Annotated in this window: 18 protein-coding genes and 1 riboswitch; of the genes, 11 read left to right on the top strand and 7 right to left on the bottom strand. The window is 70.4% G+C overall.

Annotated features, from left to right (window positions below; genetic code table 11):
- Positions 1 to 136 precede the first annotated feature (136 nt).
- The gene (locus RF637_RS00750; protein WP_368843896.1) at positions 137 to 988 is read left to right on the top strand and encodes a PhzF family phenazine biosynthesis protein; all 852 of its coding nucleotides are present in this window, start codon (positions 137 to 139) and stop codon (positions 986 to 988) included.
- Positions 985 to 1,401: a thiol-disulfide oxidoreductase DCC family protein gene (locus tag RF637_RS00745; RefSeq protein ID WP_368843895.1), complete on the top strand. Its 417-nt coding sequence runs from the start codon at positions 985 to 987 to the stop codon at positions 1,399 to 1,401. Before RF637_RS00750 ends, RF637_RS00745 begins: the two co-directional genes overlap by 4 nt.
- A 173-nt stretch (positions 1,402 to 1,574) precedes the next feature.
- On the opposite strand, the gene thiE is transcribed toward RF637_RS00745, so the two are convergent.
- The gene (gene thiE, locus RF637_RS00740) at positions 1,575 to 2,237 is read right to left on the bottom strand and encodes a thiamine phosphate synthase (protein ID WP_368843894.1); all 663 of its coding nucleotides are present in this window, start codon (positions 2,235 to 2,237) and stop codon (positions 1,575 to 1,577) included.
- A 120-nt stretch (positions 2,238 to 2,357) separates the two neighbouring features.
- Positions 2,358 to 2,482: riboswitch (TPP riboswitch) on the top strand.
- Between thiE and thiO the strand changes: the two genes are divergently transcribed.
- The 4 genes from thiO to moeB all read left to right on the top strand — a co-directional run bounded on the left by thiO (position 2,472) and on the right by moeB (position 6,152).
- Positions 2,472 to 3,758: a glycine oxidase ThiO gene (gene thiO, locus RF637_RS00735; RefSeq protein ID WP_368843893.1), complete on the top strand. Its 1,287-nt coding sequence runs from the start codon at positions 2,472 to 2,474 to the stop codon at positions 3,756 to 3,758. (Overlaps the previous riboswitch by 11 nt.)
- Positions 3,755 to 4,021, top strand: a complete 267-nt coding sequence (gene thiS / locus RF637_RS00730; RefSeq protein WP_368843892.1) for a sulfur carrier protein ThiS — start codon at positions 3,755 to 3,757, stop codon at positions 4,019 to 4,021. Before thiO ends, thiS begins: the two co-directional genes overlap by 4 nt.
- Before the next feature lie 2 nt (positions 4,022 to 4,023).
- A complete protein-coding gene (locus RF637_RS00725) occupies positions 4,024 to 4,965 on the top strand; it encodes a thiazole synthase (protein ID WP_052160824.1) in 942 nt (313 codons plus the stop codon).
- Positions 4,962 to 6,152 carry a molybdopterin-synthase adenylyltransferase MoeB gene (gene moeB / locus RF637_RS00720; RefSeq protein ID WP_368843891.1) on the top strand — a complete coding sequence of 397 codons (1,191 nt, stop codon included), beginning with the start codon at positions 4,962 to 4,964 and terminating at the stop codon, positions 6,150 to 6,152. Before RF637_RS00725 ends, moeB begins: the two co-directional genes overlap by 4 nt.
- 233 nt (positions 6,153 to 6,385) lie before the next feature.
- Here moeB and RF637_RS00715 read toward each other — a convergent pair whose 3' ends face one another.
- Genes RF637_RS00715 through RF637_RS00705 form a run of 3 tightly spaced genes read right to left on the bottom strand, consistent with a single transcriptional unit; the run spans position 6,386 to position 9,854 of the window.
- Positions 6,386 to 7,030, bottom strand: a complete 645-nt coding sequence (locus RF637_RS00715; protein ID WP_368843890.1) for a lactate utilization protein C — start codon at positions 7,028 to 7,030, stop codon at positions 6,386 to 6,388.
- A complete protein-coding gene (locus RF637_RS00710) occupies positions 7,027 to 9,015 on the bottom strand; it encodes a LutB/LldF family L-lactate oxidation iron-sulfur protein (RefSeq protein ID WP_144997299.1) in 1,989 nt (662 codons plus the stop codon). The genes RF637_RS00715 and RF637_RS00710 overlap by 4 nt, the downstream gene beginning before the upstream one ends.
- A complete protein-coding gene (locus RF637_RS00705; RefSeq protein ID WP_144931716.1) occupies positions 9,012 to 9,854 on the bottom strand; it encodes a (Fe-S)-binding protein in 843 nt (280 codons plus the stop codon). The genes RF637_RS00710 and RF637_RS00705 overlap by 4 nt, the downstream gene beginning before the upstream one ends.
- Positions 9,855 to 10,160: 306 nt before the next feature.
- Between RF637_RS00705 and RF637_RS00700 the strand changes: the two genes are divergently transcribed.
- Both RF637_RS00700 and RF637_RS00695 read left to right on the top strand, forming a co-directional pair.
- A complete protein-coding gene (locus tag RF637_RS00700; protein ID WP_085106190.1) occupies positions 10,161 to 11,831 on the top strand; it encodes an L-lactate permease in 1,671 nt (556 codons plus the stop codon).
- A gap of 174 nt (positions 11,832 to 12,005) precedes the next feature.
- On the top strand, positions 12,006 to 12,728 hold the full coding sequence (locus RF637_RS00695) for a FadR/GntR family transcriptional regulator (protein WP_144997295.1): 723 nt from the start codon (positions 12,006 to 12,008) through the stop codon (positions 12,726 to 12,728).
- A 546-nt stretch (positions 12,729 to 13,274) separates the two neighbouring features.
- On the opposite strand, the gene RF637_RS00690 is transcribed toward RF637_RS00695, so the two are convergent.
- Positions 13,275 to 13,991 (bottom strand): response regulator, encoded by a 717-nt coding sequence (locus RF637_RS00690; RefSeq protein WP_368843889.1) that lies wholly within the window; start codon positions 13,989 to 13,991, stop codon positions 13,275 to 13,277.
- A gap of 46 nt (positions 13,992 to 14,037) precedes the next feature.
- Here RF637_RS00690 and RF637_RS00685 point away from each other — a divergent pair, with 46 nt between their 5' ends.
- From RF637_RS00685 to RF637_RS00675, 3 genes are read left to right on the top strand one after another with little or no spacing between them, the layout of a single operon-like run.
- The gene (locus tag RF637_RS00685; protein ID WP_064846363.1) at positions 14,038 to 14,232 is read left to right on the top strand and encodes a hypothetical protein; all 195 of its coding nucleotides are present in this window, start codon (positions 14,038 to 14,040) and stop codon (positions 14,230 to 14,232) included.
- Positions 14,233 to 14,282: 50 nt separating this feature from the next.
- Complete coding sequence (locus RF637_RS00680) at positions 14,283 to 15,413, top strand: sensor histidine kinase (RefSeq protein WP_144931717.1); 1,131 nt, start codon at positions 14,283 to 14,285, stop codon at positions 15,411 to 15,413.
- A complete protein-coding gene (locus RF637_RS00675) occupies positions 15,410 to 15,748 on the top strand; it encodes an MGMT family protein (protein ID WP_260849355.1) in 339 nt (112 codons plus the stop codon). The genes RF637_RS00680 and RF637_RS00675 overlap by 4 nt, the downstream gene beginning before the upstream one ends.
- Before the next feature lie 96 nt (positions 15,749 to 15,844).
- On the opposite strand, the gene RF637_RS00670 is transcribed toward RF637_RS00675, so the two are convergent.
- Entirely contained in the window at positions 15,845 to 16,816 is a 972-nt protein-coding gene (locus tag RF637_RS00670; RefSeq protein ID WP_085106185.1) for a phosphoribosylaminoimidazolesuccinocarboxamide synthase, read from the bottom strand.
- Positions 16,813 to 18,180, bottom strand: a complete 1,368-nt coding sequence (purD, locus tag RF637_RS00665) for a phosphoribosylamine--glycine ligase (RefSeq protein WP_085106184.1) — start codon at positions 18,178 to 18,180, stop codon at positions 16,813 to 16,815. The genes RF637_RS00670 and purD overlap by 4 nt, the downstream gene beginning before the upstream one ends.
- Positions 18,181 to 18,182: the final 2 nt, after the last annotated feature.

Below are 18,182 nucleotides of genomic sequence, written 5' to 3'. Positions count from 1 at the left end.
CACCGGGGGTGCGGGGCATCGCGTGCCGGACGCCCGTCCGGCACGCGTGTGCGCCGGACATGTTGTCTCTGGCCGCGCCGTGTGAGACCCGGGCGCGAGATGACACCCCGTCGGCGCATCGTGATGGAATCACCCCATGAGCCCAATACCTCGTCCGCGCCCGTTCACCCAGGTCGACGTCTTCTCCCGGGAGCCCTATCTGGGCAACCCGGTGGCGGTCATCCTGGATGGCACCGATCTCACCGACGACGCCATGGCCCGCTTCGCGCGCTGGACCAACCTGTCCGAGACCACGTTCGTGCTCCCACCCACGGACCCGGACGCCGACTACCGGCTGCGCATCTGGACCCCGGACCGTGAGCTGCCGTTCGCCGGTCACCCCACCCTGGGCTCGGCCCACGCATGGCTCACCGCGGGCAACACCGCGCGTGCCAAGGACGTCATCGTCCAGGAATGCGCCGCGGGCCTCGTGCGGATCCGCCCGTCCGACGACGGCGCACTGACCTTCGAGGCCCCACCCACCGACCGCACGGGAGACCTGGGCCCGGAATTGCTCGGGGGCGTAACCGCGGCCCTGGGCCTGCGGGACGAGCAGGTCGTTGCCCATCAGTGGGTCGACAACGGCCCCGGCTGGGCCGCGCTGCTTCTGGCTGGCGCCGAGGACGTCCTGGCGATCGAGCCCGACCTTCCCGCTCTCCACGGCGCCAAGATCGGCGTGGTGGGTCCCCACCCGCAGAGCAGCCCGCACCAGTTCGAGGTCCGCGCCTTCGTGGGTGGGACCGGCGGGTACGAGGACCCCGTCACGGGAAGCCTCAACGCGAGCCTGGCCCAGTGGCTCATCCGTACGGACCGGGCGCCCGCGAACTACATCGCCCGACAGGGCACCCTCATGGGACGCAGCGGCCTCGTGACCGTGACGTCGGACGGGGACCACGTGTTCGTGGGCGGACACTGCACCGCGTGCATCGACGGGACGGTGCTGCTGTGAACCCCCCGGGCACCGAGCAGGGCGCGTCCCTGCACCTGGTCTTCGACGGCAACTGCGGGTTCTGCACGCGCTGCGTGGGATGGGCCCGGACACTGGACCGCCATGACCGGATCGCCCTGCACGCCTACCAGATCCCCGGCGTACTGGAGCGGTTCGGACTGACGAATGCGGAGGGCAGCGCGTCGGTGTGGGCCGTCCTATCCCGTTCCGGTGAGCGATCCTCGGGGGCGCACGCGGTGGCCGTGACCCTGGACACCGCCCTGGGCATCCGGGTGTTCGAGCCGTTCTACCGGTTACCGCCCGTGCGGTGGGTCCAGGACCGCGTGTACCGGTGGGTGGCCGATCACCGGGGAAAGTTCCCCGGTGTCACCCCGTGGTGCCAGCAGCACCCCGGGCGGTGCGGGACCCCGTAACGGTTCCGCTCCGCGTACCGAGCGAGCCGTGCCACCCGCGCGACGCCAAGACACTGCGGCGCCATGACTCCATGACTCCGCCCCGACGCGCACCACCCCACCGAACACGTCGCCACCCGAGCGGTGCCATCCCACCGCGGCGCCGCCGCTACACCGCGTTCAAAGATCGGGTCTCACCCGGGCAGCGTGTCCCGCAGCGCCCGCGCCGCCGCGGTGACGTCCTGCGCATCGGTCACGGCCCGCACGACCACGATGCGCGAGGCACCCGTGTCGAGCACGGACGGCAACCGCGCGGTGTCGACCCCGCCGATCGCGAAGAAGGGCTTGTCCCCCGCGTGCTGAGCGGCGTAGCGCGGCAGCTCGAGCCCCACGGCCGCGCGACCCGGCTTCGTGGGGGTCTCCCACACGGGCCCGGTGCAGAAGTAGTCGAGCCCGGCGTCGGCCACGGCGGCGTCCACCTGGGCCGGGGAGTGACAGGACCGCCCGATCACCGCGTCGTCCCCCAGGACCCGCCGAGCCTGCGCGGTGGTGAGATCGCCCTGGCCCACGTGGAACACGTCCGCGCCGGTGAGCAGCGCGACGTCCGCGCGGTCGTTGACGGCGAAGAGTGCGCCGTGCTCACGGGCGACGTCGGCGAGCACCTCGATGGCCTCGATCTCCGCGGCAGCCTCGAGGGATTTGTCCCGCAACTGGATGATGTCCACCCCGCCCTCGTACGCGGCGTGCAGAAATTCGCGCAGGTCACCGCGCTCGCGGCGCGCCGTGACGCACACGTACAGTCGCGCGTTCTCGAGGGCGGCGCGGCGCCCGGTACCCGTCTGGCTCGTGTGTCCCATGCGGCCATCGTGGCACGAACCGCGCGCCCGCGGACACCTCGCCCGATCAGCCCGCCGCGAAGTCCCCCTGCGTTCCACAGCTAGGGGTGATTAGACTGGCAGGGCCGTTCGTCGCCGTTCGACGAACTCCACGGGAGTCCGCACACGTTGGCAACAACCACCGCAGCGGGCTGAGAGGGCGTGAGCCGCCGACCGGATCACCTGATGCGGATCATGCCGCCGGAGGGAGGAACAATGCCCGAGCACCTCGGTGACCACGTGGTCGTGGCCGGAGCTGGTCTCGTGGGCCTGGCCACGGCCTTCGAACTACGACGCCGCGGGGCCGCCGTGACCGTCGTCGATCCCCGCCCGGCGTGGGGCGCCACCCGCGCGGCCGCGGGCATGCTCGCACCGATCGCCGAGACCCAGTACGGCCAGGAACGCCTCTACCCCCTCATGCGGGCCTCCGCCGCGGAGTACCCGGACTTCGTGGAGCGCGTCACCGCGGCCACGGGCCTGCCCACGGGCTACCGCACCGAGGAGACGCTCGTGGTGGCCGCCGATGCCGCGGACGCCCAATCCCTCTCCGACCTCGCCTCACACCAGATCGCCTCCGGGATGGACGTGCAGGAGATCTCCACGCGGGAGGCTCGGCACCTGGAACCGGCTCTTGCGCCGCGGTTGAGCGGTGCGGTACGGATCGTCTCCGACCGCCAGGTGGACCCCCGGATGCTCGCGGCCGCCCTGGTGGAGACCCTGAACTGCCCGCACCTGACCACCATCGGGGACGTCCCCGACGCCGGACCGGCGCAGTGGCTGACCTCCCGCGTGGACACCGTGCTGACGTCCCGCAGGGAACCCCGGCAGGCCACGGGCGTGCAGGTGGACTCCGGTGAGGTGATCCCCGCGGACGCCGTGGTCGTGGCCACCGGGCTGACCGCCAACACCATGGGCGGGCTGCCCGAGGGACTCGACCTCCGATTGCGCCCGGTGTTCGGGGACATCCTGCGGTTGCGGGTCCCCGAGACCGCCCTGGCCCCCGGGGAATCGCATTTGCTCACGCGCACGGTGCGCGCCCAGGTCCTGGGTCGGCCCGTGTACATGGTCCCCCGCGAGGACCGGACCCTGGTGCTGGGCGCCACGAGCCGCGAGGACGGGCGCGAATCCGTGCTGGCCGGTGGCGTGCACCAACTGCTGCGGGACGCGCGCACCGTGGTCCCCGCGATCGACGACTGCGACGTCCTGGAGATGATGGCCCGCGCCCGCCCGGGAACCTCCGACGACCTGCCGTACGTGGGGAAGACCTCGGTGGCCGGGCTCGTGATCAGCACGGGTCACTTCCGTCACGGCATCCTGCTGACCCCCGTGGCGTCCCGGCTCGCGGCGGAGCTCGTGACCGGCGTCCTGGACCCGCTCGCGGACCACGGGTCCGACGCCGCGTTCCTCGCCGACACCGACCCGGCCCGGCACTCGAACCCCGCCCCCGAGGCCCCGTTCACCACACCCGAGAGCTATCCCCAGATGCATGGAGGACTCGAATGATCGCGCCCGAGACTACAGACAATTCCTCCACGGCCGTCGTGAACGGCTCCCCCGTGGCGGTGACCCCGGGGTTGACGGTCGCGAGCGCCGTCGTCGACCTCACAGGCCGCGAGATCACACCCGAGGGCGCCGCCGCGGACGGCCATCCCCTGGGGATCGCCGTGGCGGTGGACGACGCCGTAATCCCCCGCTCCCTGTGGGCCACGACCCCCGTGGAAGCGGGTCAATCCGTGGAGATCGTCACCGCGGTGCAGGGAGGCTGAACATGACCACGCACGGAACCCCCCTGACCGTGGCCGGGGTGGAGCTCTCGTCCCGGCTGATCATGGGCACCGGGGGCCTCACCGATTTCGCGATGCTCGAACGGGCCCTGCTGGCCTCCGGGACGGAACTGACCACGGTGGCCCTGCGCCGCTTCGCGCCCGGCCCCGCCTCGCCAGCGGGCGCGCAAGCATCCGGCACGGCGAACCGGGCGAGCGGTCGCGCGGGAGGTGGCGCAGCGGCGTCGTCGACCGGGACACCGCAGGACAGCTTGTACGGGCTGCTGCGCCGCAACGACATCCGGGTGCTGCCCAACACCGCGGGGTGCTACACCGCGCGGGACGCCCTGCTGACCGCTGAACTGGGGCGCGAGGCGCTGGAGACGGACTGGGTCAAGCTCGAAATCATCGCGGACGAGGACACCCTGCTCCCGGACGGTGTGGAGCTGCTGGACGCGACCGAGAAACTCGCTCGGCGCGGTTTCAAGGTCTTCGCGTACACGTCCGACGACCCCGTGCTCGCGCTGCGGCTCGAGGACGCCGGGGCCGTGGCCGTGATGCCCCTCGGTGCTCCCATCGGCACGGGTCTGGGGATCCTCAACCCGCACAACATCGAACTCATCGCGTCCCGCGCGTCCGTGCCCGTGGTGCTGGATGCCGGGATCGGCACGGCGTCCGAGGCGGCCCTGGCCATGGAACTCGGGTGCGACGCCGTCCTGCTCGCGTCCGCCGTGACCCGCGCGCAGGATCCCGTGGCCATGGCCAGCGCCATGAAGCACGCCGTGCTCGCGGGGCACCTGGCCCGCGGCGCGGGGCGGATCGCGCGGCGCACGCACGCCGTGGCGTCCTCGCCCATGGCCGGGCGCATCGACACCGCCGACGCGCCCCGCGGGGACTGGCCCGCGCCTTCATCCACCACCCCACAGCTGGAATCGCAGGTTTCATGAGCACCCCACTACCACCTCTCGTGGCCCCCGCCTCCGATCTGAGTCGCGAGGAACTCGAACGCTATTCACGCCACCTCACGTTGCCGCAACTGGGCGAGGAGGGGCAGCGTCGGCTCAAGAACGCACGCGTCCTGGTGATCGGCGCGGGCGGGCTCGGCGCTCCCGCGCTGCAGTACCTCGCGGCCGCCGGGGTGGGGACCATCGGCGTGGTCGACGACGACGTCGTATCCGTGTCCAACCTGCAACGCCAGGTGGTCCATGGGATGGCCGACATCGGCCGGCCCAAGGTCGATTCCGCCGCGGATGCCGTGGCCCGGCTCAACCCCCTGGTCACCGTGCACCGCCATCCCGAGCGGCTGAGCACCGACAACGCCCTGGAGATCTTCTCCGGCTACGACCTGATCATGGACGGCACAGACAACTTCGGCACACGCTTCCTGGTCTCGGACGCCGCCGAACTCACCGGCATCCCCGTGGTGTGGGGCTCCATCCTGCGTTTCGACGGCCAGGTCTCCGTGTTCTGGTCCGGTCACGGCCCCGTGTACCGCGACCTGTTCCCGGAAGCGCCCGCGCCGGGCCAGGTCCCCTCGTGCGCCGAGGGCGGTGTGCTGGGCATGCTCCCGGCCACGATCGGCTCGGTCATGGTCACCGAGGCGCTCAAACTCATCACGGGCATCGGCCGTCCCCTGCTCGGCAGGGTCCTCATCCACGACGCCCTGGCCCAGACGTGGCGCGAGCTCACGGTCCTGCCGGACCCGCACCGCCCGCCCGTCACGGATCTCTCACGGGTGGCGCTCGCGTGCGGTCTGCCCTCCGACGACGACGCCGCTCCCGCCCCCCACGAGACCGTCACCGCCCCGGAGCTGGCCGAGCTACTGACCGCCCGGTCCCTCGGGGAGACGTCCTTCACGCTCGTGGACGTGCGCGAGGACTGGGAGCGCAAACTCGTGGCCATCCCCGGATCCGTGCACGTGCCGCTGCAGGACGTCCTGGACCGGGGTGTCACGGCTCTTCCGGATGAGGCGGAGGGCACCGTGATCCTGCACTGCAAGGCCGGTGCCCGTTCCGCCCAGGCCCTCGCGGCACTGCGCAGGGACTACGCCCTGCGGGAGGACACCGTGAAGCACCTGGACGGCGGGGTGCTCGCGTGGATCGACCGGGTGGACCCGGCGCTGCCGCGCTACTGACCCGTTCGATCACAGCTCCTCCTCAAGGAGCGGTTTCCGCGTGTGTGTCACCATGAGGTCCAGCGGTTCGTGGTGAATAGCCGTCGGACTGACTGATCGCTTGTAGCGCGCAGCAGCTCCTCGTGAGCGATCACTGCTGGTGAGCAACGTGTGAACGCGAAGGTCCCCGTCACCGCGGTAACGCGGGCGACGGGGACCTTTCTCGCAAGTATGCGGGACAGGACCGCGCGGCCTCAACCCAGCAGGATCACGTCCAGCGTGCGCGGACCGTGGACACCCTCCACGCGTTCGAGCTCGATGTCCGAGGTGGCCGAGGGCCCCGAGATCATGGTGGTGGGCGCAGTGGGCTCCACACGGGCCATGGCCTCCGGGATGAGCTCCACCACGGACTCCAGCGGCACGATGCAGATGTGGTGGTCCGGCACCAGGGTGATGGCGCGCCGACCCTCGTCCGGGCGCCCGGACAGGAAGATGGTGCCCGTCTGCGCGCACGAGACCGTGGAGGAGGTCACCACGGCATCCACCTGGTTGAGGTCCCGCACGGTCAGCGCGGAGGCCTTGCGACCGTCATTGGGGTCCACGATGGCCCGGCGGGCGGCAGTCTCCTCGGGCAACCACGCGGTGTCGAGGCCCTCGGGGATCACGTAGCGCGCGGAGGTCCCAAGCTGGGTGGCGACGCGCTGCGCCACGGTCTGCGCGGTCTCCCTGTAGACGTTGGCCTTGTAATCCAGCAACCGGTCCTCGAGCATGTCGATGATCTCGTCCCGCCCGAGGTCCGAGGTGTGCCGGTAGTCGCGGGGCACGTGGGGTGCCCGCGGGTGGTCCGCGATCGCACCGTTGAGCCGCTCGAGGATTTCGGTCTTGGCGTCGGCGCTCATGCCGGCTCTCCGTCCTGGTTCCCGCGGCCTGCGTGGCCGTTGCGGGGTGCGATGTTGTCCTCGTGGGGGTCGCCCGTGGCAGCACTGTACGCCCCGGCCACGGCATCCGCGCCGGCACCCGGGGTGGCGGCGTCCTGGCCGGTGCCGGCCGCGGTCTCCTCGGTCCGGGCTGCCTTGGACTCGCCGTGCGGGCCCTGGGTGGGTGCCACCTCGACGGACGACGCCGGGTGGTCCTCCGCGGGCCCCGCACCGGTGCGCGCGGTTCCCGACGCCGCAGTGACGCCGTCGCGCTCGAGTCGTTCCCCGGTCTCCCCCTCGTGCTTCTTCCACCAGTTGCGGAAGGACTCCTTGGGGGGCTCGGGGATGTCGCGCTCGGCGGTCCAGCCGCCCACCATGCCGGGCAGCCAACCGATGGCGCGGTCGCGGCCGGCGATGACACGGCCCATGGGTAGCCCGCGCTCCGCCAAGGACATCCGCTGACCAGAGGACATCACGAAGGAAGCGCCCTTCATCATGGCGTCCATCTGCGTGGGCACACCGCGGGAAGGCACGGCTCCTCGGATGCGGCGTCCTGCGCGACGCGCCCGAGAACCGAGCTCCTGGAGGGTGCCCTTCTGGGGGGCAGTGTCCTGCCCACCCCGGCCCTCGTCCGCGGTCAGGGACTTCTCCTCGCGCCAGTTGTCGTCCCCGCCCACCGCCGGGTCCTTGGAGACCGGTGCAGGGTGGGCGTGGTCCGCGCGTTGCCCGTGCTGGGTGCGGATGTCCTCGTCCCGCAGATGCACGAGGATCTCGGGGATGTTGATCTTCACGGGACACACCTGGTAGCACGCCCCGCACAGGGAGGACGCGTACGGCAGGGAGGCATTCTTCTCGGACGTGATGCCCGTGAGCTGCGGCGAGAGGATCGCCCCGATGGGACCGGGGTAGGTGGAGCCGTAGGAGTGCCCGCCCGCGTGCTCGTACACGGGGCACACGTTCAGGCACGCGGAACACCGGATGCAGTGCAGTGCGGAGCGACCCTGCGGGTCCGCGAGCACCGCGGAGCGCCCGTTGTCCAGGAGCACCACGTGGAAGTTCTTGGGGCCGTCCCCGGGCGTCACGCCGGTCCACAGGGAGGTGTACGGGTTCATGCGTTCGCCAGTGGAGGAGCGCGGCAAGAGCTGGAAGAACACCTCGAGGTCCTGGTAGGTGGGCAATAGTTTCTCGATGCCCATCACGGTGATCAGGGTCTCGGGCAGGGTCAGGCACATGCGCCCGTTGCCCTCGGACTCCACCACGGACAGGGTGCCAGTGTCCGCGATGCCGAAGTTCGCGCCGCTGATGGCCACCTTGGAGGTGAGGAACTTCTCCCGCAGGTGCTGCCGCGCTGCCTCCGCGAGCACTCGGGGCTCGCTCGTGAGCTCCTCGGTGACGCCGGGCATCTCGCGGCTGAAGATCTCGCGGATCTCCTCGCGGTTCTTGTGGATCGCGGGCACCAGGATGTGGGAGGGCTTGTCCCGCCCCAGCTGCACGATGAGCTCGGCGAGGTCCGTCTCCGTGGCGGTGATCCCGTGCTCGGAGAGGTGCTCGTCCAGCCCGATCTCCTGGGTGGCCATGGACTTCACCTTGATCACGTCCGTGGTGTCCTGCTCCTGGACCAGGCGGGTCACGATGGCGTTCGCCTCGTCCGCGTCCCGGGCCCAGTGGACGACGCCGCCGCGCGCCGTCACGTTCGCCTCGAACAGCTCGAGCAGCTCGGGCAGCTCCGCCATCACGGTCTCCTTGATGGCGGAGCCGGCGTCGCGCAGCTCGCTCCAGTCCGGGACTTCCCCCACCACGCCGGCGCGCTTGGCGCGGATGGTGTGGGTGGCGTGCCGGATGTTGGCGCGCATCTGCTTGTTCTGCAGCTCTTTCTTGGCGGCCTTGGGGAAGGCGACCTGCGCGTGCAGGTTGCCCTGCCCGTGCACGGGACGCACGGCGGGCATGCCGAGGGACGTGACGCTCATCGAGTTGCTCCTGCAGTGGTGGCCGGGCTCGCCGCGCGACGGCCGGGTTGGGGGATGGACAGTTCAACGGGGCCCTCTACCTGCAGCGGGTTGGCCCGGGTGGAGGCGAGGATTTCCGCGAAGTGGACGGTCTGGACGTCCACGTTCCGCTTGGATGCGGCTCCGCCCAGGTGCAGCAGGCACGAGGCATCCCCGCCGGTGCACAGCGAGGCGCCCGAGCTGCGGATGTTGTTGAGCTTGGCGTCCGCCATGGCACCGGAGACGTCCGGATTCTTGAAGGAGAACGTGCCGCCGAAGCCGCAGCACTCCTCGGCGTCGGGTAGCTCATGGAACTCGATGTCCGCCACGGAGCGCACGAGGTCCTTCTGGCGATCCCCGAGTCCCAGCAGACGCATGCCGTGGCACGAGGGGTGGTAGGTCACCGGGTGCGGGAACCAGGAGCCGAGCTGCTCGGCGGCGTCCGTCACGCCCAGCACGTCCACGAGCAGCTCGGAGAGCTCGTAGGTGTTCTTGGCCACCATGGCGGCATCCTCGGCCAGGGCGTCCTCGCCGCACTGGCGCGCAACCATCGGCTGCTGATGCCCCAGGGAGGCCACACAGGAGCCGGAGGGGGCCACGGCGACGTCGTAGTCCACACTCGTGAACGCGCGCACGTGGTTGCGGATCACCGGCACAGCGTCCTGGAAGTACCCGCTGTTGACGTGCATCTGGGAACAGCAGCCCTGCCCCTGGGGAAACACGACCTCGTGTCCCAGCCGCTCGAGGATCCGCACGGTGGCCAGCGCCACCTTGGGATACATGGCATCCACAATGCATGTGGCGAAGAGCGCGATTTTCATGTGTGTGGTCTCCTAACCGTCTGCCCCGGTCCATACTCTGTGGCCATACCAGGCTACGCCCGTGAGCCCGGTCACAACAACGTACGGCGTGGCATGGGACAGGCATGAAAGGCCGCGCGGGCTCCCCGCGGCGGGGAGCGAGGTGTTCACCATGTGACCTGCATCATGTACGCTGTGCGGTAGGACCAATGTGGTCTGACCACTCATCGTACGACTTGCCCGGACGTGGCGCACACCGCCCCGCCGAGACCACACTCTCGATCCGGGAACCACGGTCCCGATCCGGCCCCACCCCTTGGAGAACGCGTGAATACCTTTACCGCCGCGACCGACGCCGTGGGAGGCAGCGTCGGGCTGTCCGCCCTAGTCGGCTGCCTGCCCCTGCTGACCTTCTTCGTGATGCTGCTGGCCTTCAAGGCCAGCGCCTACGTGGCGGGTCTCACGTCCCTCGCCGTGGCCCTGCTGGTGGCCACCCTGGGCTTCGGCATGCCAGCGCACCTCGCCGCACTGACCGCCACCCAGGGCGCCGTCTACGGACTGTTCCCGATCGTGTGGATCGTGGTCATGGCCCTGTGGTTCTACCAGGTGACCGTGCTCTCCGGGCGTTTCGAGGACCTGCGCACCATCTTCGACACCATCGGGGGCGGTGACCTGCGCATCCAGGCCATGCTCATCGCGTTCTGCTTCGGCGGTCTGCTCGAGGCTCTCGCAGGCTTCGGCGCACCCGTGGCGATCACCGCCACGATGATCCTGGCCCTTGGGCTCAAGCCTCTCAAGACGGCCACGCTGGTGCTGATCGCCAACACCGCCCCCGTGGCCTTCGGCGCGATCGCGATCCCCATCACCACCGCGGGCACGCTCACGGACCTCGACCCGGCCCACATCGGTGCCGTGGTGGGTCACCAGGCCCCGTTCTTCGCGTTCGTGGTCCCCTTCTTCCTGCTGCTGATCGTCGACGGCGCCCGCGGTCTCAAGCAGGCCTGGCCCGCCGCCCTCGTGGTGGGCGGCAGCTTCGCGATCGCCCAGTGGTGGTGCGCCACGCACTTCTCGTACGAGCTCACCGACGTGGTGGCGTCCCTCGCCGGGCTCGCCGGTGTGGTGATCCTCATGCGCTTCTGGCGTCCCAAGGGCGCCGAGGCCGTGCGCGCGGACCTGGGCGTCTCCCGCCCGGAGGATGCTGCGGTGCTCACGGCCGGGCGCGTGTGGATGGCAGTGCTGCCCTACCTGCTGGTGGTGGCCGTCTTCGGCGTCGCCAAGCTCTGGACCGCCGGGGTCAATGTGCCCAAGGCGCTGGCGTCCACGGACGTCAAGATCCCGTGGCCCGGCCTGAACGGGCACCTGCTCAATGCCAAGGGCGAAGCCATTTCGGGCACGGTCTACTCTTTCCAGTGGCTCTCCAGCCCCGGCACGCTGCTGCTCATCACCGGCCTGCTGGTGGCCGTGATCTACGCCCTGTTCAACCACCACGGGATGTTCCGACTCTCGATCGCGGATGCCCTTGCCGAAATCGGACGCAGCTTCTGGAAGATGCGTTTCTCCGCCCTGACCATCATGTCCGTGCTGGCACTGGCCTACGTGATGAACTTCTCCGGCCAGACCCTGGCGATCGGCACGTTCGTGGCCGGTCTTGGCGCGGCGTTCGCGTTCTTCTCCCCCGTGCTGGGCTGGGTGGGCACCGCGGTCACCGGTTCGGACACGTCCGCCAACGCACTGTTCGCCAACCTGCAGAAGACCGCGGCCCTGGGGTCTGGGCTGGATCCGTACCTGATGACCGCCGCGAACACGTCCGGCGGTGTGGTGGGCAAGATGATCTCGCCGCAGTCACTGGCCATTGCGTCCTCAGCGGTGGGCATGCAGGGCAAGGAGTCTCAGATCTTCCGCTCCGTGGTCCCGTGGTCCCTGGGCATGCTGCTGGTGCTGTGCTGCCTGGTGTTCCTGCAGTCCAACGTGCTCGCATGGATGCTGCCCGCCGCCTGAGCACTCCTGAGATACCAGACCGTCCGGGCGCCGCGGAGCTGCGGGCACCCCGGGGACGCCGAGCGCCATGGGGCTCAGCACGCCATGGCACCCGCAACCCTGTGGGCACCGTGAGGAGACCGGTCCGGCGGCACCTCGCCGCAACGGACCACGGACCCGCCCCGAGAGGAATCAATGAGCACCACCCCCGCCTACACCCTCGTGCTGGACTGGCTCGAACACCAGTTGCGCACGGGCGGGCTGCACGTGGGCGACAAGCTCCCCGCCGAACGCGCGCTCGCCGAGGACTTCGGCATCTCCCGGGCGTCGGTACGGGAGGCCGTGCGGATCCTCGCGGCCATGGGGCTCGTACGGACGGCCACGGGCTCGGGCCCGCAGTCCGGGGCCTCCGTGATCTCGGACCCTTCCGCGGCGCTCGGCTGGGCCCTGCGGATGCACATTGCCACCCGTTCCTTGCCGGTCGCGGACGTGGTGGGCACACGGGTGCTGCTGGAGAGCCATGCGAGTCTTGAGGCGGCGTCGTCGACCGATCCGCACCGGGACGAGATCCTTGCGCAGGCCGGCGAACTGCTCGACCGCATGGACGACCCCGAGGTGAGCGACGCCGAGTTCCACGCGCTGGACGCGCAGTTCCACGTGCGCCTCGCATCCCTGAGCGGGAATGTGGTGCTCGAGACGATCATGGCGTCCCTGCGCGAGGCCACGATCGGGTACGTCCAGGAGACGGTCGCGAAGGTCACGGGCTGGCCGGAGATCCGCGCGCACCTGCAGCAACAGCACCGCGCAATCCTGCGCGCGACCACCGAACGCGACGGCGCCCTGACCGCGCGCCTGCTGCGCGAGCACATCATGTGGTTCTACGGCTTCGTGCCGGGTGCGACCGGCACGGCCGACTAGCACCGAGCCAACCACGACCGCGCCGAACAGGACCGGGCCCGGCAGGACTGAGCTGGACGGGACTGAGCCGGGTAGAAACCGAGCCGAACGGGACTGAACGACCCGGCAGCGAACGGTCCCGGGACCGGCTACGACCGACCCGGGCGTCAGCGTCGGATCGATGAAGGGGCGCCGTTGACCCGCACGTCGAAAACTCCCCGGCACTCCCCTGACAAAGGAAAAACCCCCGGCGCCTCCTGGCCGGGAGGCGCCGGGGTCAGGCTTGCATCCGCCCTGGCCCGCTGACGCGACGGAGGACCTCGGAACTGCACGCGAGGTGATCCAGGCCTCGCGGAGCTCTGTCACAAGGGGGTACGAGGACCCCCGCCGCGAGTTCAGCGGTCCGCTCCTACTCGGGGCCGCACGCCGTACACTCGCTCGACCCCCGTGGAGCGGTGGACATCTCTTCCGATGTCCACCACTAACTGTGCCGTACCGGGGACCCGCGCCACCATGGCCATTCGGCCAGTCTTCGAGCGTGAACCTGAAGGTAACCTGGGAATCAGGTCAGGCGGGGTACCGCTCGTCGTCCAGCTCGGGATGCACAAGGCCCCACTGGATGCCCGAGATGAGCACCTGGACCCGATCCCGCACCGCGAGTTTCTCGCACAGATGGGACACGTAGGCCTTCACACTGCCGTGCGAGACGGACATGCGCTCGGCGATCTCATTGTTGTTGAGCCCCTTGGCGATCCACTCGAGCGTTTCGAGTTCGCGCGGCGAGAGCTTGGGCGCGTCCGGGTGGGGTCCCCGGGATGCGGGTTCGACGGCGCCGGCCGCCGCCGCGCGCAGGTGACCGCGGCGCACGGAGGGCACCGGGACGTCCCCCAACACGTTGTTGGCCAGCGAGCTGGCCACGGACGGGGACAGCGCGAGTTCGTCCTCGCGGATCAGGCTCACGGCGGAGACGATCTCGTCGTGCCGGGCGTCCTTGACGAGGTACCCGGAGGCCCCCGCGCGCAGAGCGGGGACCACGTACTCGAGGGTCGAGAACGTGGTCAGCGCGAGCACCTTGGTCTCCGGGCAGCGCTGCACGATCTCCCCGGTGGCCTCGATCCCGTCCATCCCCGGCATACGGATGTCCATGAGCACCACGTCAGGGCGCAGTTCCAGGCACGTGGCCACGGCCTCCGCGCCGTCCGAGGCCTCCCCCGCGACCTCGAAACCCGGCTCCGCGCGGAACAGGTTCGCGAGGGCGTCACGCATGAGCGGATGATCGTCCACCAAGAGAAGCCTGCACAAATCCATGGCCTGATCATAAACTGAGCGCATGACTGAGCACTCGTCCCCCGTGACCACCACCACTTCCACCCGCACACGCTGGGTGCGCACCGCCACCGCGGCCCTGCTGAGCGGAGCCCTCATCCTCAGCGCGGCGCCGGCGCACGCCGCGTCCCCCACGGTCCCGCGCGGCCCCACGAACGTGATCTGCCACTACTGGCCCGTTCTCTGCCCCAACCGGTGATCCCGGGGGGTACTGCTATCGGGGTGGACCCCGCCCCTCGATCCGGCGGTATGCCGAGCTGGCTGCGTGTCGTCGTGGTGCTCTTCGCCGCGGTGGCACTGCTCGACGACCTGCGGTCCATGCCGTGGTCGTTCATGCCCCCGGCACCCGCCGTGCTCTCGAGCAGTTTCCTGGTCCTGAGCTACGGGGCCGTGGCGCTGCTCGCATGGTCGCCCCTCGCGAGCGCCGTGGCCATCACGCTGTCGTACGTGTTGGCCACGGTCTTGCACGACTACGCCCTGGCCCTGTTGTGCGGGTGCGTCGTGATGGTCGCGGTGCTCGCGATGCTCTCCCGCGGGACCGCGCTGGCCCACCTCGCGGTCACCGCCACGTGGATAGTCGTGTCTGCGGGGGTGCTGCGCAATTCCGATTTCGTGTGGACCGTGGGCATCCCCCTGGGTGTGTCCGCGCTGATCGGTGCGGCCGTGCGGTTCTTCGTGACCCAGTACCGGCTCAACACCCGCCGCCTCGCGGTTCTGGAGGTCACCCACCAGCGGCTGCGGGAGCAGGAACGGCTCGCCCTGGCCCGGGACCTGCACGACGTGGTCGCGCACGAACTGACCCTCGTGACCATGCAGGCTGCGGGGTCCCACCGGCAGCAGGACCCCGGGGAACTGCACCGCACGATCGACATGATGGACTCCGCCGCCCGCTCCGGGCTGCATGAGCTGCGCACGCTGCTGCACATCCTGCGGGACTCCCCCGGCGCCCCGGACGAGCGGGACAGCAGTTCCGGGCTCACCACGGGGTCCCTGTACGGCGTGGCCCGGGCACTCGCGGCGAGCCTCGAACGCGCCGCACTCGTGCCGGAGCTCGAACTGGGTGACGGCCTGGACGAGATCCCCACGTCCATCCGCGGCACCGCGGCCCGGGTGCTGCAGGAGGCCTCGACCAACATGATCAAGTACGCGCCCACGGGTTCCCGGTGCGCCCTGCGGGTGTTCGTCCGGGACGGCGCCGTGCACGTCCACGCCGAGAACCAGATCCGCCGGGGTGCCGGCACCGACTCCGGGCGCAGGGAACTGACCTCCGCGTTCGGGCTGCGCGGCATCCAGGAACGGGTCGCCCTGCTCAACGGTCAGGTGGAGTACGGTCCGCGCAATGCCGTGTGGCACCTGGACGTGCGGATCCCGGTCGCGTGAGTGACACCCCGGACGCCCCGAGGACCGGGACGGACGCGGTCGAGGCCGTGCGCGGCGTCGTCGTCACGATCCCACCGGGCGCGGTGCTCAGCTACGGGGACGTGGCGGAACTCGCATGGTTGAGCACCCCGCGGCTCGCGGCGCGGATCATGGCCATGGGCCTGGCCGGGACGGACGTCCCGTGGTGGCGTGTGGTGCGCGCGGACGGCACGCTGCCCGACCACCTGCAGATCACTGCGCGGGAACACTACGAACGCGAGGGCACGCCCCTGCGCGAGACCGACGCCCATTGGGTCCGCGTGGATATGCGCACCGGACGCTGGGACGGCCGGTGAGCACCGGCGCGTGAGCGCGCCGAGGCATCAGTCTCGACGAAGTAGGACCCGCGCTGCCGCCGACCTAGCGCCGGGCAGGATCCGTACTCGGCCGGATCAGTACTCGGGCGGGCCGGCGACCTCGAAGAACGGGCCGCGGGCGTCAAACACCCGACCGGTGAGCCGCTCGTACGCTTCCACGTAGCGCTCGCGTGTCTTGGCCACGACCTCCTCGGGCAGCTCGGGCACGGGGCCCTGGCCGTCCCATCCGGAGGCGTCCGAGCGCAACCAGTCCCGCACGTACTGTTTGTCGAAGGACGGTTGCGGGCGGCCCGGCTTGTAGGTCTCCAGGTCCCAGAACCGTGAGGAGTCCGGGGTGAGCACCTCGTCCCCCAGGGTGATGGCCCCGCGGTAGGAGTCCAGGCCGAACTCCACCTTGGTGTCCGCCACGATGATCCCCCGCTCCCGGGCGATCCGCTCGGCGCTCGAGTAGATCTTCAGGGACAGCTCCCGCAACCGGTCCGCCACGGAATTGCCCACCACGTTCGCCATTTCCTGATATGTGATGGGCTCGTCGTGCTCCCCCAGTTCGGCCTTGCCCGTGGGGGTGAAGATGGGCTGCTCCAGCCGGTCGCCGTCCTCGAGGCCCTCCGGCAGCTCGATCCCGCACACCGACCCGGTGGCGCGGTAGTCCTTGAGCCCGGAGCCGGTGAGATACCCGCGCACGATGTTCTCCACGGGAAACATGGACAGGTTCTTGCACACGACCGCGCGACCGCGCACGGACTCGTGAACGTCCGTGGTCAGGATGTGGTTCGCGATCCCGTCCAACTGCTGGAACCACCACAGGGACAACTGGGTGAGGATGACGCCCTTGTCCGGGATGGTGGTGGGCAGCACCTGGTCGAACGCGGAGATCCGGTCGCTCGCGACCACGAGCACGGCACCGGCCCGGTACTCGGCGTCGTCGTGGATCGCCACACCCGTGGCACTGAGGCGGGACTCGTCCGGGACGTAGAGTTCCCGGACCTTGCCGGAGTAGACGTGCTTCCAGCCCGGGATCTCGAGGGGTGTGCCGTGCTCGCTCATGCCTGCTCCTCTGCTGTGGTCGCGGTGGGCGCCCCGGTGCGACCCGGCGTCCCGCCCGGGGCGTCCGTGGTGCCGGGACCCGGTTGGCCCCCGGGGGCCGTGATCCGTCCCTCGGACGCGGCCAGTGCGATGTCGGTGCGGTAGTGCGATCCGGGAAGGGTGATGCGCTCCATCCCACGATAGCCACGCTCGCGCGCTTCCCGCAGGTCCGCCCCGCGGGAGACGACGGCGAGCACGCGCCCGCCCGCCGAGACGATCTCCCCGGCGGCGTTGCGGTCTGTGCCGGCGTGGATGACCCATGTGTCCGGGTCCTGGGCAGCCTCGGCCAGCCCCGTGATCACGTCTCCCTTGCGCGGGGCGCCCGGGTAGTTGTGGGCCGCGAGCACGATGGTCACGGACGCGCCGGAGGCCCACTGAAGCTCCTCGCGCTCGGACAACCGGCCCTGCGCGGCGTCGAGCAGCAGTTCGCCCAGCGGGGTTTCGAGCACCGCCAGGACGGACTGGGTCTCGGGATCGCCGAAGCGCGCGTTGAACTCGATGACCTGGATGCCGCGCTCGGTCACGGCGAGACCGCAGTAGAGCACCCCCACGAAGGGGGTGCCGCGGCGTCGTAGTTCGTCGATCACGGGGCGGGCCACGCGGCGCACGACCTCGTCCGTGAACCCCTCGGGCAGCCACTCGAGTGGCGTGTAGGCACCCATGCCACCCGTGTTGGGGCCCTGGTCACCGTCGCGGACGCGCTTGAAGTCCTGGGCCGGTTGCAGTGGGACCACGTTCTCGCCGTCGCTGAGCACGAACAGGGACACTTCCGGGCCGTCCAGGAACTCCTCGACGACCACGGCACCGCCCGCGTCCAGGCATTCGCGCGCGTGGGCCTCGGCACGGTCCCGGTCCGGCGTGACCACCACGCCCTTGCCCGCAGCCAACCCGTCGTCCTTAACCACGTAGGGCGCACCGAAACGCTCGAAGGCCGCCCGCACGTCCGCGAGATCCGTCGTGGCCACCGATCGCGCGGTGGGGACACCCGCCGCCGCCATGATCTCCTTGGCGAACGCCTTGGAGCCCTCGATCCGCGCGGCCTGTGCGGACGGACCGAACACGGGGATGCCCGCACGAGTGAGGGCGTCTGCGACACCGGCGACGAGCGGTGCCTCCGGTCCCACGACCACGAGATCCGCGTCCAACTCCCGAGCCAGCGCGACCACGGCCTCCGGGTCCTGCGCGTTGAGGGGATGTACCGGGACGTCCTGGGCGATCCCCTGGTTACCGGGTGCGCTGTGCACCTCGCTGACGTGCGGGTCCCGTAACAGGGACGTGATCATCGCGTGTTCGCGGCCCCCTGGGCCCACCACCAAAACCTTCACGC

The sequence above is a fragment of the Kocuria sp. CPCC 204721 genome, from assembly GCF_040980945.1.
In the GTDB taxonomy this organism is placed as follows: Bacteria; Actinomycetota; Actinomycetes; order Actinomycetales; family Micrococcaceae; genus Kocuria; species Kocuria marina.
Note: the sequence above shows the minus strand (reverse complement) of the source record. Positions and strands in the feature narration are given on the sequence as shown.